Source organism: Fibrobacter sp. UWB11 (genome assembly GCF_900143015.1).
In the GTDB taxonomy this organism is placed as follows: domain Bacteria; phylum Fibrobacterota; class Fibrobacteria; order Fibrobacterales; family Fibrobacteraceae; genus Fibrobacter.
In genome coordinates this window covers 575153-591339 of the sequence record NZ_FSRT01000001.1, presented here as the reverse complement: position 1 = coordinate 591339, position 16187 = coordinate 575153, and the positions used below count along the sequence as shown (strand labels likewise).

At 47.2% G+C, this 16187-nt stretch carries 11 protein-coding genes and 2 tRNA genes; 3 read left to right on the top strand and 10 right to left on the bottom strand.

What is annotated here, in order from left to right; all coding sequences use genetic code 11:
* Positions 1 to 114: 114 nt before the first annotated feature.
* The 3 genes from pnp to BUQ91_RS02585 form a co-directional block, all read right to left on the bottom strand.
* Positions 115 to 2322 (bottom strand): polyribonucleotide nucleotidyltransferase, encoded by a 2208-nt coding sequence (gene pnp, locus BUQ91_RS02595; protein WP_371555380.1) that lies wholly within the window; start codon positions 2320 to 2322, stop codon positions 115 to 117.
* Between the two features lie 57 nt (positions 2323 to 2379).
* Positions 2380 to 2652 (bottom strand): 30S ribosomal protein S15, encoded by a 273-nt coding sequence (rpsO, locus tag BUQ91_RS02590; RefSeq protein ID WP_072827308.1) that lies wholly within the window; start codon positions 2650 to 2652, stop codon positions 2380 to 2382.
* Positions 2653 to 2961: 309 nt separating this feature from the next.
* Positions 2962 to 7155 (bottom strand): hybrid sensor histidine kinase/response regulator, encoded by a 4194-nt coding sequence (locus tag BUQ91_RS02585; RefSeq protein ID WP_074208039.1) that lies wholly within the window; start codon positions 7153 to 7155, stop codon positions 2962 to 2964.
* A 159-nt stretch (positions 7156 to 7314) separates the two neighbouring features.
* Here BUQ91_RS02585 and BUQ91_RS02580 point away from each other — a divergent pair, with 159 nt between their 5' ends.
* From BUQ91_RS02580 to BUQ91_RS02570, 3 genes are read left to right on the top strand one after another with little or no spacing between them, the layout of a single operon-like run.
* Entirely contained in the window at positions 7315 to 8880 is a 1566-nt protein-coding gene (locus BUQ91_RS02580; RefSeq protein WP_074208038.1) for an NfeD family protein, read from the top strand.
* Between the two features lie 40 nt (positions 8881 to 8920).
* Entirely contained in the window at positions 8921 to 9895 is a 975-nt protein-coding gene (gene floA, locus BUQ91_RS02575) for a flotillin-like protein FloA (RefSeq protein ID WP_072827311.1), read from the top strand.
* Positions 9896 to 9917: 22 nt separating this feature from the next.
* A complete protein-coding gene (locus tag BUQ91_RS02570; RefSeq protein ID WP_074208037.1) occupies positions 9918 to 10787 on the top strand; it encodes a hypothetical protein in 870 nt (289 codons plus the stop codon).
* A 37-nt stretch (positions 10788 to 10824) separates the two neighbouring features.
* On the opposite strand, the gene BUQ91_RS02565 is transcribed toward BUQ91_RS02570, so the two are convergent.
* The 7 genes from BUQ91_RS02565 to BUQ91_RS02540 all read right to left on the bottom strand — a co-directional run bounded on the left by BUQ91_RS02565 (position 10825) and on the right by BUQ91_RS02540 (position 16172).
* Positions 10825 to 10897 (bottom strand) — tRNA-Asn (locus BUQ91_RS02565).
* Positions 10888 to 11094, bottom strand: coding sequence for a hypothetical protein (locus BUQ91_RS15635; protein WP_175566589.1), 207 nt, complete (start codon positions 11092 to 11094; stop codon positions 10888 to 10890). The genes BUQ91_RS02565 and BUQ91_RS15635 overlap by 10 nt, the downstream gene beginning before the upstream one ends.
* A tRNA-Asn gene (locus BUQ91_RS02560) sits at positions 11086 to 11158 on the bottom strand. The genes BUQ91_RS15635 and BUQ91_RS02560 overlap by 9 nt, the downstream gene beginning before the upstream one ends.
* A 109-nt stretch (positions 11159 to 11267) precedes the next feature.
* Positions 11268 to 12095, bottom strand: coding sequence for a deoxyribonuclease IV (locus tag BUQ91_RS02555; RefSeq protein ID WP_074208036.1), 828 nt, complete (start codon positions 12093 to 12095; stop codon positions 11268 to 11270).
* The gene (locus tag BUQ91_RS02550; RefSeq protein WP_072827314.1) at positions 12095 to 14407 is read right to left on the bottom strand and encodes a hypothetical protein; all 2313 of its coding nucleotides are present in this window, start codon (positions 14405 to 14407) and stop codon (positions 12095 to 12097) included. Before BUQ91_RS02550 ends, BUQ91_RS02555 begins: the two co-directional genes overlap by 1 nt.
* A complete protein-coding gene (locus tag BUQ91_RS02545; RefSeq protein WP_074208035.1) occupies positions 14404 to 15756 on the bottom strand; it encodes a FecR family protein in 1353 nt (450 codons plus the stop codon). Before BUQ91_RS02545 ends, BUQ91_RS02550 begins: the two co-directional genes overlap by 4 nt.
* 89 nt (positions 15757 to 15845) lie before the next feature.
* Entirely contained in the window at positions 15846 to 16172 is a 327-nt protein-coding gene (locus BUQ91_RS02540) for an SUI1 family translation initiation factor (RefSeq protein WP_074208034.1), read from the bottom strand.
* Between the last annotated feature and the right edge of the window lie 15 nt (positions 16173 to 16187).

Below are 16187 nucleotides of genomic sequence, written 5' to 3'. Positions count from 1 at the left end.
ATCCCCCTCCCAAATTTCTCCATTTAACACAAAAAGCGGGAAAAATATAAAAAAAGAGAACGCACAGCCAAAGCCATGCGTTCTCTTTAATAGTCTAATTGGACTAGTCCACGACTAAGCTTCAGGAGCCGGAGCTTCGGCAGCGGGTGCTTCCGGGGCAGCTTCTGCAGGGGCAGCCGGTTTCGGCGGGAGCAAAGCCTTGATAGAAAGCTTCACCTTGCCCTTCGGGTCAACACCGAGGCAGAGCACTTCGACTTCGTCACCGACATGAACAACATCTTCAACCTTTTCGACGCGGCGGTCGGCAAGTTCGGAGATGTGGACGAGGCCATCGCGACCCGGGAGGATTTCGACGAATGCGCCAAACGGCTGAATCGTCTTGACCTTGCCCTTGTACTTGCGGCCCGGTTCCGGTTCTGCAGTGAGTTCTTCAATCATGCGGCGGCAAACTTCACCGGCCTTACCCGTCGGGGCGGCGATGTCGATATTGCCGTTGTCGTCAATGTTGATGGTGCAGCCAGTCTGAGCCTGCATACCCTTGATGACAGAGCCACCAGAACCGATAACGTCACGAATCTTCGTGGTCGGGATGCGCATCTTGAGCATCGTCGGAGCCTTTTCAGAAACGTGCGGACGCGGTGCCGGGAGACCGAGTTCAGCCATCTTGCCGAGGATATGGATACGACCCTGACGAGCCTGTTCCAAAGCTTCGCGCATAAGTTCCGGGGTGATACCGCGGATCTTGATGTCCATCTGGAATGCAGTGATACCTTCTGCAGTACCCGTCACCTTGAAGTCCATATCGCCGAGGTGGTCTTCCGTACCAGTAATGTCGGACAAGATCTTGATCTTGCCGCCTTCCTTGACGGAGCCCTTTTCGGAGATGAGGCCCATGGCGATACCTGCAACCGGAGCCTTGATAGGAACGCCAGCGTCCATCAAGCTGAGGCAGCCACCGCAAACAGAGGCCATGGAAGAAGAACCGTTGGATTCCATGATTTCGGAAACCACACGGATTGTGTACGGGAAGTCTTCCGGGAGCGGAAGGACTGCAGCGAGGGAGCGTTCGGCCAAGTGACCGTGACCAATTTCACGGCGAGAGAGACCGAGCTTCTTGCATTCACCGACGGAGAACGGCGGGAAGTTGTAATGGAGCATGTAGCTCTTTGCGCCTTCGCCCTGCAAGCTTTCGAAACGTTGTTCGTCAGCCTTTGTTCCAAGCGTACAAATGACGAGACCCTGGGTTTCGCCACGCTGGAAGATTGCAGAACCGTGAGCACGCGGGAGCACGCCCATTTCGATTTCGATCGGGCGGACTTCGGTCGTGGTACGGCCGTCAAGACGAACGCCTTCGTTCAAAATCATTTCGCGCATTGCAGTGCGTTCGAGATCGCTGAAGATGCCCTTCGCATCGGCAGCAAGCTGAGCGTTCTGAGCTTCGCCTTCACCGATAATAGCGAGGATACGCGGATCTTCGAGCATCTTGGCACAGAGGTCTGCCATAGCCGGATAGAAGTCCGTCTTCACCATGTTGGAGTGGACGTCCTTGTTCAGTTCGTCCCAGACAACTTCCTTAACCGTAGCAACGAGCTTGTCGTGTTCTTCACCAACAAACTTCGGCTTGAGTTCCATCTTCGGCTTGGAGCAGCGGTCCACCAGTTGCTGTTGGGCCTTGCACATTTCCTTAATTACTTCGTGACCAGCGAGGATAGCACCAATCATCGTGTCTTCGGACACTTCGTAAGCACCACCTTCGACCATGCACACGGAGTCTTCCGTACCGGCGACCACGAGGTCTAGATCGGCCACGGCAACCTGGTCGTAAGTCGGCATCACAACGTTCTGACCATCGACGACAGCCACGCGAACCGCAGCAACCTGCTGTTCGAACGGGAGTTCAGAAAGACCGATGGAAAGAGATGCGGCGCTCACGCCCAAGACGTCCGGAGCGAACTTCTTGTCGGAAGAAAGAACCTGAACAATGACCTGGACTTCACGAGTGAAGTTTTCCGGGAACATCGGACGAATCGGGCGGTCAATAATACGAGCAGAAAGAATTTCTTCATCACTCGGACGACCCGGTTCGCGCTTGCTATAGCCACCAGGCAGGCGTCCGGCAGCATAAGACTTTTCGCGGTATTCAACTGTCAGAGGGAAGAAGTCACCATCCTTTTCTTCACCGTAGCAAACGGTAGAAAGGACAAACGCGTCCCCCATCTTGGCGACAGCAGAACCACGTGCCTGCTTTGCGATACGGCCAGTTTCAAACGTAATGACACGACCATCCGGAAGGTTTACCGACACTTCCTTCGGATCGAGCATCTTGCCGTATTTAGCTTGATAAGCTTCTGTTGACATAAAAAATCTCCAATACGAGAATTAGCCGCGGAGACCGAGTTCCTTGATCAAAGCACGCTGAGCGATAATGTCCTTTTCGCCGTAGTACTTGAGAAGGTTCTTGCGCTTTGCAACCATCGCAGAAAGACCGCGGAGGGAGTGGAAGTCCTTCTTGTTGGTCTTGATGTGTTCGGTGAGGTTCTTGATCTTTTCCGTGAGGATTGCGATCTGAACGCGGACGTTACCAGTGTCCTTTTCGTTAGCACCAAACTGTGCGGTGAGTTCTGCAGCTTTTTCTTTAGTAATAGTAGCCATTGTAGCCATTCCTTTTTTGTTTGTTGTTTCATCACATGTTTTTGTCCGAGTTTCTCTGCTCTAGCACCAGTGGAATTGGCGAATCTGGTCACAGGACCCAGGCAAAAATGCAATTTGAGAGCAAATATAGTTATTAGAACTTAGAACTTAGAACTTAGAACTTAGAAAATACATCGAAATTAAAGTCTTTTTATGGGTTTTAGGTATTAGGTCTTAGGGATTAGGTGAATAATCGCGGCTTCGCCGCCCTTTACAAATGCGCATAGCGCATGAAATTAATCCTAACCCCTACCACCTGTAACCTAACTCCTACAAAAACCTCGATAGTACCTCTTTCAGTTTGTTGACATTCACAGGTTTTGCCACATGTTCGTTCATACCGGCATCCAAGGCCGCCTGCTGATCATCGGCAAAAGCATTCGCCGTCATGGCGATAATCGGAATTTCAGCCGCAACCTTGTTTAGCTTACGGATTTGGCGAGTAGCCTCGTAACCATCCATAATCGGCATCTGAACGTCCATCAAAATCAAGTCGCATGCCCCCGGCGTGACAGTTCTCATGTATTCCACAGCCTTTTCTCCATCGCAAGCCGTAGTCACCACAATACCGCAATCTTCCAAAATTTCCTCGGCAATTTCGCGGTTCAATTCATTATCGTCGACAAGCAACACCTTTTTACCGCTAAAACAGACCTTCTTATCCGTTACCGGAGCATCCGTCTGCAATAGCCCAAAGCTCTGCAACAGCGTTTCCCTAGCATCCGACGGGAACACGGGCTTGCTTACAAAATTGCGAATACCGACAGCAAGAGCCTTATCTTCGATATCCGACCATTCATAAGCCGACATCACAATCACAAGGATATCATCACCCAGTTCCTCACGCAGACGAGTAGTCGTGTTGATGCCATCCATATCCGGCATTCGCCAATCCACAAGGAACGCATCATACGCAAAGCCGCTAGCCTTTGCCTTTTGCACCTTTTCCAAAGCTTCAGCACCAGAATAACAGCAATCAACTTCAACACCCATCGCGTTAAAGATTTGCGGGATACTCCTTATACAATCAACATCATCATCTACAACAAGAATCTTCTTGCCTTCCAGTTCCTTAACCTTCGTCAGTTCTTGTTTTGCAGGCGCAAGTTTAAACTGGAAGTTAAGAACAACATCTGTTCCTTCATCCACTTTACTGCTGACATCGATGGTACCATCCATCATATCGACGATATTCTTTGTAATCGCCATGCCAAGCCCTGTTCCCTGGATTCCTGAAACAGTCGACGAATTCACTCGAGTAAATGCATCGAAAATTTTAGGCAAGAATTCTTCGCTCATGCCTATGCCCGAGTCCCTAATTCTAAACTCATAGGCGCCAAAGCCAGGTTCATCGCACGCTTTCTGTTCCACAGAGAACCATATAGAACCCCCAATCGGAGTGTACTTGATAGCATTCGAAATCACGTTCAATAACACCTGATTCATGCGAAGCTTATCACAAACAACATCTTCGTTTCGAATGCCAATGCTATTTGCAAAGAACTGCAACTTGCGAGCGTTAATATCGGCCTGAACAATATCCTTTAACGTATGGATGATTTCCGGAATATGTTCCGGCTTTTCATTCAAGTTCAATTTGCCCGATTCGATGCGGCTCATATCAAGCACATCGTTGATAAGCGAGAGCAAATGATTCGACGAAAGTTCGATTTTTCCAAGGAAGTTTTTAACCAAGTCCTTGTTATCAAGATGCATAGTCGCAAGTTCCGTATAACCGATAATCGCATTCATCGGAGTACGGATATCATGGCTCATGTTGTTAAGGAACATCGTCTTTGCACGAGACGCGGACTTCGCCATTTCAAGAGCCTGTTCAAGAGCTGCCTGCTGCGCAATTTCCTTGCGGTAAACAATATCGTTATTGAAAAGGCCAACGAGCACACGATGCGATTTGGACCAGTCACCCATTTTAGTCACCTTCAGGCGGTACCACTTGAGACCATTAGTCGTCACGCGGCGATAATCCTGAACAAACGAATTCTCGTTTTGCAAACGAGTCAAAACAACATCACGATTAATTGATCTCAGCACATGCGGCAAGTCATCCTTGTACACGGACTTCTGCAAGTCGCCTTCCTTATCCTTAAAGAAAATCAGGGCTTCGCCCGTCTTTTCATCAATAGCATCTTTAAACTTACTGCCATTCAACGAAGTACTAAACATGCCCGTATCGATGTCGATATCGAACACAATTTCATACTGGTCCGAAAGGCTCATGATACGGTCAATATTTTCCTGATGTTCCGTTTCGGCACGATACTGATCGTCTACTTCCACAAAACCGACTGCAATGAGTTTAGCCGGAACATCGGTCGGTTCAGCCTTGGCAAACACCAAGCGCGTGTACTTGTATTCAGAACCATAAAGATGCCTAAACACAATCGTCAAGCGTTTCTGGTGTTCGAGTTTTTCAGCCACGACTTCTCTAGAAGCAAGCCCTATAAGCTTGTCGCGATCATCGGGATGAGCCATATCCAAGACAAACGCCTTAAACACATCTTCAAGTCTTTCGCAATTTGCAAACAAATCCTTCAAAGCACCCCTAATATCCTCACGAACCGCAAGCACGCCACTTGTGTTGTCCACAAGGTTAAAATAGAAGAGCGAAGAATAATCTTCTGACAAAATATCGATAATTTCAAGGTTGCGCTTCAAATTCGATTGGATTTGCATCTGTTTCTTGATTTCGTCATCAACACTATGCAATCCAAAAACAAGACCCTTAAGATTGCCGATTTCATCCTTATCGGCAATAACCTTCATCTGGTAAAAGACTTCCTTACCATCAAGATTAATCTTGAAGTTAATATGGACAACAGATTCATCTTTCAATACGGTCACAAGGCGGTCACGATTTGCCTGTTCGTGGAACTGGAGTTTATCCGAATCGCAAACCAAGTATTTTTGCAACAGCTCCATTCTCTTCGTAAAGCTCTTTTCCAAAGACCATCCCGGAATAGCCTTCAAAAGCACAGAACTTGCGCGGTACGTCACCACGTAGTCCGATGCAGCATCATCGCCAATCGTTACATAGTTCACAAAATCGAAGTCAGAAGCAAGCGATTCAATCACCCTGTTGTTACGGTCAAGTTCTTGACGCTGAGCAATAGCCTTATTGACTTCAGAATCAATGTTTTCTATAGCGACAATAACATGGTTTTCATCCTTGTGAGACCGAATAACCTTCATTCTATAGTACTGAGGAACACCGTCTATCACAAGCCTATATTCAACAGAAGCACTCGAATTTTCTTCAAGACGCTTGAGGAAGGCACCCTTTTCCATAAAGTGCATGACGATTTCAAGATCGTCTTCGTAAAGGTTGTTGCGCAAACTCGAAATGGATTCAAAGAAAAAGTCCCGTCCATTTACCGATTCGTGCAACTTATTCATAAGCGTGTCAGCATGGAACGAATCAAAGGTATCGTCCAAGACATTCACGTAGAAAATGCACTCGTATGTTCCGCTCAACGCATCCGCAATTTCAGAATATTCGCTAGATTCCGCTTCTGCCATACGGCGGGCATTCCACACCATCCTCAGGAGATACAAAAGAATCACTAAAAGTTCAATAGCCGAAACCGCAATATAGAACCTACGGATTGTATCCACTCGCGCAAAGGCAATATTTTTGTTGACGTACAAAATCAAAGACCAACTGCCGCCAAACAAGGGGAGCGAGACCAAAAGTTTCTCATCATCCGAAGATTGTTCTTCATAAGCCAAATGGGCAAGCTCGCCTTTCATCACGTTTGCGGCCCACTCTTCCAGCGAATACCCGCTCTTTGGAGTAATCGTTCTTATAAAGTCATTGAAACTGTTCCACTTCCCTGTCTTTTCGACAACAAAGGAACCGTCCCTACGGTCTAGAACAACCAAAGATGTCTTTCCCTTAAACGCACTTGTCGCTACAAAACCATACAACGGCCTAATATCGGATACAGCCGAAAGCATAGCGACCACCTGCCCCCTACGACGGACAGGAACAAACTGTTCAAACACAATATTTTCGGAATGGACCACATCGCGGCCAACCTTCGAAATATACGGTTTCGACGAAACAATCGAATTGTAGTGCTGTATATAAGAAGAGTCAAAAACAACACCTTGATCAACGATAATGTGTCCATCAGGCAAATACAAACGTGCAGCAGATACCAAAGGCCCAATTCGCGAACCACGAATCATTCTAACCATGCTTTCTGAAAGCATGTCTTCTTCCATCCCCACCACAGTCGAAATATTGGTCAAGGCACTCAAAAGGGATCGTCCCAAAAAGCCTAGTTTCGCTTCAGAAGCATAAGCCACTTCGTCAAGGGAGTCCCAACTATCATCAATAGCCTTTCCGTTTATGTACAAAAAGGAAACGTTTGTAACAATAAACAGGAACGCAACTAACAGTAACGATACAACTAGATTTCGTTTAAAAAAATTCTGATTCATAAGTTTTTTGTAAGAATTCAAGATATATTATACATTTTACAGAGACAAACTGATTAAGAATTCAAAAAAAAACGCGTTTTTAACCATCTTTTACGCCAAATCGTGTTTTTTTTCACAAAAACTTGTTCAGTACAAAACAAAACTTTATACATTGACGATATGAAAATTTTATCAAAACTGCTCGTTCTTTTTACACTTTTAGTCTCAATTTCATTTGCTGCAGAAGGCGTTACAGTCGATTCTGTTACAAAAGATTCTGCAACCACCCCCAAGGTGACTGAAGCTACCCAAATTTCAACACCGAAAAAGCAAGCTGTATGGATTAAGCTGGAAGGGGATGTTGACCCTGCCATGTACGAATTCTGCGCCCGCGCCATCGGCGAAGCTCTCGATAAAAAGCCAGACTATATCGTCTTTGAAATCAATACGTTCGGCGGGCGTCTTGATGCCGCGTTCGACCTCGTCGATACCATCATGGCCGTCAAGGGCCCAGAAACCATCGCTCTCGTGAAAAAGAAAGCCATCAGCGCGGGTTCGCTCATTGCTCTTGCCTGCAAAAAGCTCTATATGCTCGAAGCCACGACCATTGGCGACTGCGCTCCGATTGTACAAGGCGGCGACGGCACCCCGCAAATCGTGGGTGAAAAAATCCAATCCCCGCTCCGCGCCAAGTTCAGGAACCTCGCCCAGCGCAACGGCTACCCGGAACTTTTGGCCTCTTCATTCGTGACTCCGGAACTCGAAGTTCTCGAACTCACGGCAAAACTTGACAAGGGTACGGCAACAGAACGCGACACGACGCTCATTATCGAAGGGAAAAAATTTGCCGTTCTCGACAGTACCGAAAAGAAATTCTGGGGATCGCCCAAGATTCTCGTGAAAGAAGGCGAACTTTTGACTATGACCGACAAGGAAGCCGAAGAACTCGGATTTTCCAAGGGCACGTTCAAGAACCGCGAAGACTTTGAAACGAAACTCGCTATCGAACGCAAAAGCGAAGTCGAAACAAATACGGGTGAAAAAATTGCAAGCGCCATTGCCGCCATCTCGGGCATTCTCTTGATTCTCGGCTTCGGAGCACTCTATATCGAATTCAAGACTCCCGGATTTGGAATGTTCGGCATCATCGGCATCATCCTAATCGGTATTGTCTTCTTCGGACAGTTCGCTCCGCAGCTCGATGGCTACTTCCCGGTCATCCTCCTTATTGCAGGCGTTATTTTGTTCCTCGTCGAGATATTCGTCATGCCAGGGACATTCCTATTTGGCATAGGCGGTATCGCATGTATGATCATAGCACTCATCATGAGCGTCGATACCACAAACATTCCTGAATACGTCCCTGAAGCCGTCGAAACGACATTTGATGCAACCCCCTGGCTATTCGGGCTATTCTTCGTTCTCGGAAGCGCAGCCATTGCGTTAATCATTCCAATTGCGGCAAGCAAGTATTTAATACCGCTACTCCCCGAAGGCTGGACTCCCATGCTCAAGACCGACATGGAAACAGCAGTCGCCCCCACCGAAAACGTGCAAGTCGTTTCCATTGGCGACACCGGTATTGCCAAAACATTCCTCCGTCCCGTTGGACAAGCAAGTTTTACCATGCCAGATGGTTCTACCAAGCTCTTTGACGTACAAACTCATGGAGAAATCATCGAAGCCGGCCAACGCATAAAAGTCGAAGCCGTGCAAGAAGGGCACATCTGGGTCACCCGCGCCTAGCATAAATTTTAAAACAAAAAACATAAACTGGAGAAGATAAATGGATAATCTCATCATCATTGGCATTATTATTGCCGCTATCGTCGTCATCATCCTACTCGCCTTCATCGGCAAGTTCTTTAGCCTTTGGCTTCAGGCCTTGTTTTCCAAGGCAAACGTGAGCATTTTCCAGCTCATCGGTATGCGTTTGCGTAAGGTGCCGCCTCAGGTGATTGTCGAAGCTCGCATTTTGAGCTGCAAGGCAGGCCTTCCGGTCGACACGAACCTCCTCGAAGCCCACTACCTTTCCCGCGGTAACGTGCTCCGCGTGATCCAGGCTCTCATCGCCGCCAACAAGGCAAACATCAAGCTCGACTTCAAGGAAGCTGCAGCAATTGACCTTGCCGGCCGTAACGTGCTCGAAGCAGTGCAGATGTCCGTGAACCCGAAAGTCATCGAAACCCCGAAGGTCTCCGCCGTGGCTCTCGACGGTATTCAGCTCCACGCCATTACCCGTATCACCGTGCGCGCAAGCATCCAGAAGCTCGTCGGTGGTGCAGGCGAAGAAACAGTTGTCGCCCGTGTTGGCGAAGGCATCGTGTCTTCCATCGGTTCTGCACAGAGCCACAAGGAAGTGCTCGAAAACCCGAACATGATTTCCAAGAAGGTGCTCGCTTCCGGTCTCGATGCCGGTACCGCATTCGAAATCCTTTCTATCGACATTGCAGATGTGGACGTGGGCCAGAACATCGGTGCTATCCTCGAAACCGACCGTGCCGAAGCCGACAAGAAGATTGCACAGGCCAAGGCAGAAGAACGCCGCGCCATGGCATTCGCTGCCGAACAGGAAATGAAGGCCAAGGTGATGGAAATGAAGGCAAAGCTCGTGGAAGCCGAAGCCCAGATTCCGATGGCCATGGCCTCTGCACTCCGCGACGGCAAGCTCGGCGTGATGGACTACTACAACCTCAAGAACATCGAAGCCGACACGCAAATGCGCAAGGAAATCGGTTCTGCCCCGGAAGCAAACAAGTAATTTGACCAAAAGGGTTTAGCCCATGGATTCATTTGACAAACTAGTCATTGTCATTATCGCAATCATCGTCGACCAAGTTATCAAAAGGGCGAAAGCGAAGAAGAAGCAATCTCAGCAGGAGCAAACGTCACCGTATGCTCCTGAGGATGATTCTACGCAGGAAACCGAAGATGATGTAAATGATGATTACGACGAGAATTCAGAAGATTTCCCAAAGCCTTCGCCATCTGCTTCTCGTAGATTGCAAGAGTACATCAAGCAATTCGAAGAAGCTCAACGCGAAGCCTCCCAAGGAACGCTTGAGCCAGCAATGCCGCCTCCGATACCCGAGAGAACGCATCGCATAGGCAATAACGTGACCATGCGTGAAGTTGCAGAAGACATCGTACAGCTAGACGTTGTCGATATCGAGTACCTGATGGAAGAATTCGAAATGTCCAAGGGTTGCGCAATCGAAATACTGAACGAACTCCAGCAGCACCGCATTATCGGGCACGATATGGGAGACGGCGAATACGACGTTCTCGTACAAGACATAGACGAACTCAACAACCTGCTATCGCGCGAGCTCAAGGCAGCACCCATGACCGCAGAGAGATCCGCGGCCGCCCCTGCCGTAGATGCACAAAGCTCTACATCTAGCGATAAGCAAAGCCAGCTCAAAATCCTTGAAGAGCGCGCCCGCAGGGCACGCGAAGAAGCCGCAGCGGCGGCCCGCCAAAGCGACCGTGAAAACGGTTACACCAGCGAAGCCGTCGAGATTGCCGACCCGCTCACCAAGCGTACCGCCGTACGCTCGATAAGCCGGGAAAGCGTACGACGCGGATTCATCTGGGGCAAAATCATCGACGAGCCCCGATTCAAGAGACGCTGGTCACCAGCCCGCCGATAAACGAAAAAGCCCCAGTCAATGACCGGGGCTTTTTCAGCTGCTTCACTTGGACTCGAACCAAGGACAACGCGATTAACAGTCGCGGGCTCTACCAACTGAGCTATGAAGCATCATTTATCAATTCAAAAATCTTTTGAAGGATTCCAATTGACGGGCTCAAATATAGATAAACCTCAGCATCTGTCAAGGCATCGCCACGAATAAAGTTTAAAAATAATGGATTCCATCGCGGCTTCGCCCCGATGGAATGACAACCTGAAAACGAAAAAGCCCCGGTCAAAGACCGAGGCTTTTTCAGCTGCTTCACTTGGACTCGAACCAAGGACAACGCGATTAACAGTCGCGGGCTCTACCAACTGAGCTATGAAGCATCATTCGTCAATTCAACTTTCTTTGGGAGAGATTCATTGACGCGCTCAAATATAGATGATTTTCACTCTTTTGTCAAGGCTTAGGCATAAAAAAGTTGAACTTTTTTCGTCAGCGTTCCCGACTACGCATCAGCGCAATTTCTGCAGCATAACCAGGCAATTCGTTCGGCGTCTCCAAATAGAACGGCAACTTCTTGAGAGAAGGGTGATTAACCACATTTACGAGGGCTTCCAGACCAATGAATCCACCTCCGATTACCTCATGGCGATCCTTGTGGCTACCCATCGGATTCTTGCTATCGTTCAAATGAATCGCACACAAACGCTCAAGTCCAACAGCCTTGTCAAATTTCTCAAGAACATCATCCAAGTGGTTCACGATATCGTAGCCACCATCGAAAACGTGGCACGTATCCAAACACACGCCAACCTTCTCGTTAAGCTCCACTCGGTCTATAATTGCACGCAGTTCTTCGAATGTACGCCCCACTTCAGAGCCTTTTCCAGCCATCGTTTCCAGGAGCACTTTCGTTTTCAAATCCTTGTGCAGAATATTGTTCAAATGCTGCGAAATGAGCTCTATCCCCACCTCGACACCTTGCTTCACATGACTGCCAGGGTGAAAATTATACATCGCATGCGGGAAATGGTCCATACGGAACAAATCATCCTTCATCACGTCTTGCGCATACTGTCGAAGCGAAGGATCCGCAGCACAAGCATTCAACGTATAAGGAGCATGAGCCAAAATCGGAGCAAAGCCATGCGCGTCCATAAACGCATTCAAAGCTTCAGCGTCCGCCTTATCAAACGGTTTTGCAGCACCACCACGCGGGTTACGTGTAAAAAACTGGAACGTGTCGGCCCCGATGGAAAGAGCAGTCACCCCCATCGCCAAAAAGCCGCCCGTTGAGGACAAATGACATCCGATATGCATTAGAAATCGTAATTCATCGAAATCATGCCGTAAAGATCTCTGTAATCTTCAGAAGCATTATCCGGACGATAGTTAAAGAACGCGCCAAAAGCACATTCCATGCCGAGTTTTTCAGTAAACTGGAATTTCAGACCTGTCGAGACATCCAAATCCATTTCCATCTCGTCAACCGTCTTGCCATCTTCCTTGCGGCTCATAAAGTTCTGACGAACGTTGCCATGCAACAAAAGATCAAGGAAATTCGGCTTCAACTGGATAGTCGCATTGTCCAAGAGATTCCATTCAAATTCACTCATATCATTGCGATTATAAACTCTAAATCTCGGAGTCACGGCCACTGTATTGCGCACACGATCAAGCGTTGTCGTGAGAGAAATCGGATAGCGAGCATCCAAATAATCGCCGCCATGGAAATAATAGCCCAAAAGACCGTAAGTTTCATCAGAAAAATCAAAGCCATCCAGCAAGTCATCTTCATTGAACTTCGACATATCAGTACGGTAAGTCCAGACACCACCAATCTTTAACACATTCTTAGGGAACTTAATCGTTGCTTCAAGTTCAACCGTGTGCTTCAGCAAGCGTTCCTCGAACTGCGTTGCCAAATATTCTTCGCTCTGCAAGGCGGCATATTTAGCCCAACGAGCAGAGTCAATTTGAATCGTACCGTCTGCAGTTTTTACATCTACAGTCGGCTTGCCCTTCTGCTTTTCAAACCAAGAGTCCGAATAGATTCCCGAAGAACCAAAGAAATTGCCATGAAGTCTTTGCGGCGTGCTACGCGTGCGGTAGTTCAAAGCGTAACGGACTTTAAGATCAATTGAATCGCGAACCTTAAACGTATTCATCAAATCGAAATTGTGGTCATAGAGCGTTCTCGAAGCATCTTGTTCATGCTTTTCAAGCCAATCGTCATCAGCGCCCGGCAAAAGTCCAAGCTTGGAACCTTCGGCAAAGCCAAATACGTTGTATGCATCACCACTACCAGACGCATTTTCGATATTCAATTCATACCCAAAGTTCAACTTCCAGAAATCTTTAATCTTCTGGTCTAGCTTTGCACCTAACAAACGAGAATTCTGCAACAAGTCCGCAGAACCCGCACTATAATAATTGCGACCCACAAAGCGGAAATAAGCATCGATCATCGTCGAGTTGTTTTTCCAATTGTAAGATCCCGACAAAGCAAGATTCTGAGCCGTCCATTCCGTCGGATCGTCACTCTTTTCGTCTCGGTGAGCTTTCAAAGCATCTTGAGCAACTTTCAAAAGGCGAGTCAATTCACTACGCATTTCGTCTACGGTCATGTCCGTATTGTCGCCAAAAATCAATTCCAATTCATCGCGGTCCATGCGGTTTACAAGCGATGAATTATTCATCAGGCGGCGCAATTGCGCAAAGCGGGATACATCAAGCCCAGCTTCTTCAAAGACAGCGTTAACAGCACGATGGGCAACAACATTAACTGTATCTGCCCCACCGAAACCGATTTGCAAATTATACGTTCCACGTCCGCCAAGCACCTTTCCGTTGACTTCGCCAAAGAACGTTTTCGAAGAGAACATCGGGTTTGAAAGATTTACGTTATCAGAAGTACCATCGCGTAAGAACGGATCATCCAAATAATCCTTGCTTCCAATAAAGCCAAACGAAGCATCAAAGTTCTTAGTGGCGTTCAAAAGAATCTTGCCGCCAACGACCATCTTTTGAGCTTCGACATCATCAAGACCAATATACATGTTGTACTGGTCCGGATCCCTTTCGCCAGGCAACTTAGGCGCAACCGATTCACCACCAAAAGCACTCAGCACAAGCAAAGGTTTTTCCGATTTTTTCGGATTCACATAAATATCGTAGCTAGCACCAAATACATCGACACTAGACAAAGACAATTCACCGCCCGAAACATTGAAATCGCCCAAAATCAATTTCTGGAAGCGATCTTCGTACAAAGCCTGCAAATATTTCAAGTCAAAGTGATTCCATTGATCATGCGAAACGTCCATGGTGAATTCAATTTTCTTCCCCGTAGACGATTGCATCTGGACAAACGCATTCCATGCACCATAGAATCCAGGAACCTGGAAATAGTTTCTGTACTTGCTTCCCGGCATAATCATGGATATGCCGTCGTCATAAACTTCATCTGTTTTGTTCTTTTCGGTCACAACAGAATGGTAGCCAAATTCTGCACCCACAGAACCGTTCACAGTCCATGAATTTTCAGACGTTGAATTAGCCGAATCCGCAGCAGTCTGAGCAAAAGTTGGTATGGCAAAAACAGAAGCTAAAGCGAGTTTTCGAAAAATCATTTACTAACCCCGTAAACCTTGGAGGTCTTGACAACATAGCCACTCTTATGGATAACTTCAATATCAAAGCGGTTTTTCATATTGCGATTCAGTTCCACAGGAATCTGGTAGTCCAAGTTCTGGATTTGCGAGAGACGTTCCTGCAAAATAACTTTTCCGTTCTGACGAACCGTAACCTTGTTCAAGAAACTCGGATCATTCTCAGGCACACGAATCTGGAATTGAACAGTTTGCATAATGGTTCCATCGAAATTCGCAATCGGAGGTTCAGGCGGGATTGTGAGGGACTCATACTTTTTGCCAAAGAGCTTGATCGAGAAAGGCTTCATCGGATAGCAGCCCAGAGTCTTTTTAACGCTATTGCGGCCAGCACTATTTTCAACAACAAATTCATATTCATGGACACCGCTACGCAGATCAAGGCGCTTGGACATATTACGTTTAACGCCCACTTCAGCAATAGGAGTTCCATCCATCAACGAGGACAAGCGGACATCATCCCCCTGCACATCGGACACAGAAACGTTAGCCACACAACGCAAGGAATCATAAGAAGAATACTTGATTTTCGGGACCTTCAATGCTGTCGCTTGATCTTCCTTATTTGCAACATCTGCCGGAGACTGAGATGCAGCAGCACTTGAGGCATGCGATTCCTGATAAGCAGAATCAGCCTTTACAACAGCCGCTTCCAATTCTTCTAAGGAAAGCGTAGAATCCGCCAAAAGGGTCACCAACGTTTTTGCAAAAGCTGTATCGCCCGAAGACTTTAAATTGAGAACGAGGAATTTTTCTCTGCCAAGAACCGTCTGGCCATTAGCTATAGGAATAGAATCAGTAACTCGCACAGAATCAAAAACAGTCAAATGACCATCTTTCAGACCGACAAAGAAAGACTTTTCATCGCCACCAATAACACCTTTCGTACCGCGAATCGAAGCCGCAGCCGTCCCCGTAGAGAAGTCTACCTTATGGCCTTCGTTTGATTTGACGTTAAAGCCCATATACCCTTTTTGAATCTTGGGCTTTATGATAAAATTCCCTTGACCATCGTTTTCAAGAAGCGAATCGACAAGAACAATTGAATTTTCACCAATGACGAGCGTGCTGTTATCGCTCTTCAACGTTAAAATGACAGAACCACCATCATTAGTTTTAAAGCAGTTCTTCTGGTTAAATTTTTGCGGGAATTTAGCTGGTTTCCACACAGCATCATCAGCACAGCCTTTGTCACTTTTAAAAGCATCCGGGACAACGTTACTAACTTGTCCAACTAGTGGGGCTGCAATAACACTTGAGGCAGTAATTGTCGTAAGTAAAAGACATGATAAAGACAGATGCTTAAACATAAGACCTCTCTACTAATTTTCTTACGATAAATTTACTTTTTTTTGTCGAGATTTGGGAAAGAAATATTCAGAACGTGAATATAAACACATTACCCGCCAGCAAGCTTGACAGTATAGCCTTTCTTTTCGAGTTCAGCCTTCAGCACATTACGCTTGTCGCCCTGAATTTCGATATTAAAATCCTTGACGGAACCGCCCACACCGCATTTTTGCTTTAAAGCACGAGCCAATTCCTTGAGTTCGTCTTCGTCCACCGGAATACCAGAGACTACGCTAGCCATTTTTCCGCCACCAAGGCGCTTTAACATAATGCGGACAACGCCATCGCCCTGCGGACGAGAAGCCTTAGGCTTTTCTTCTTTGATTCGGCCAACACCACTAGCAAACACCAATGTAGAACGTTCTTCGATACCCATAAGAATCCTCTTTTT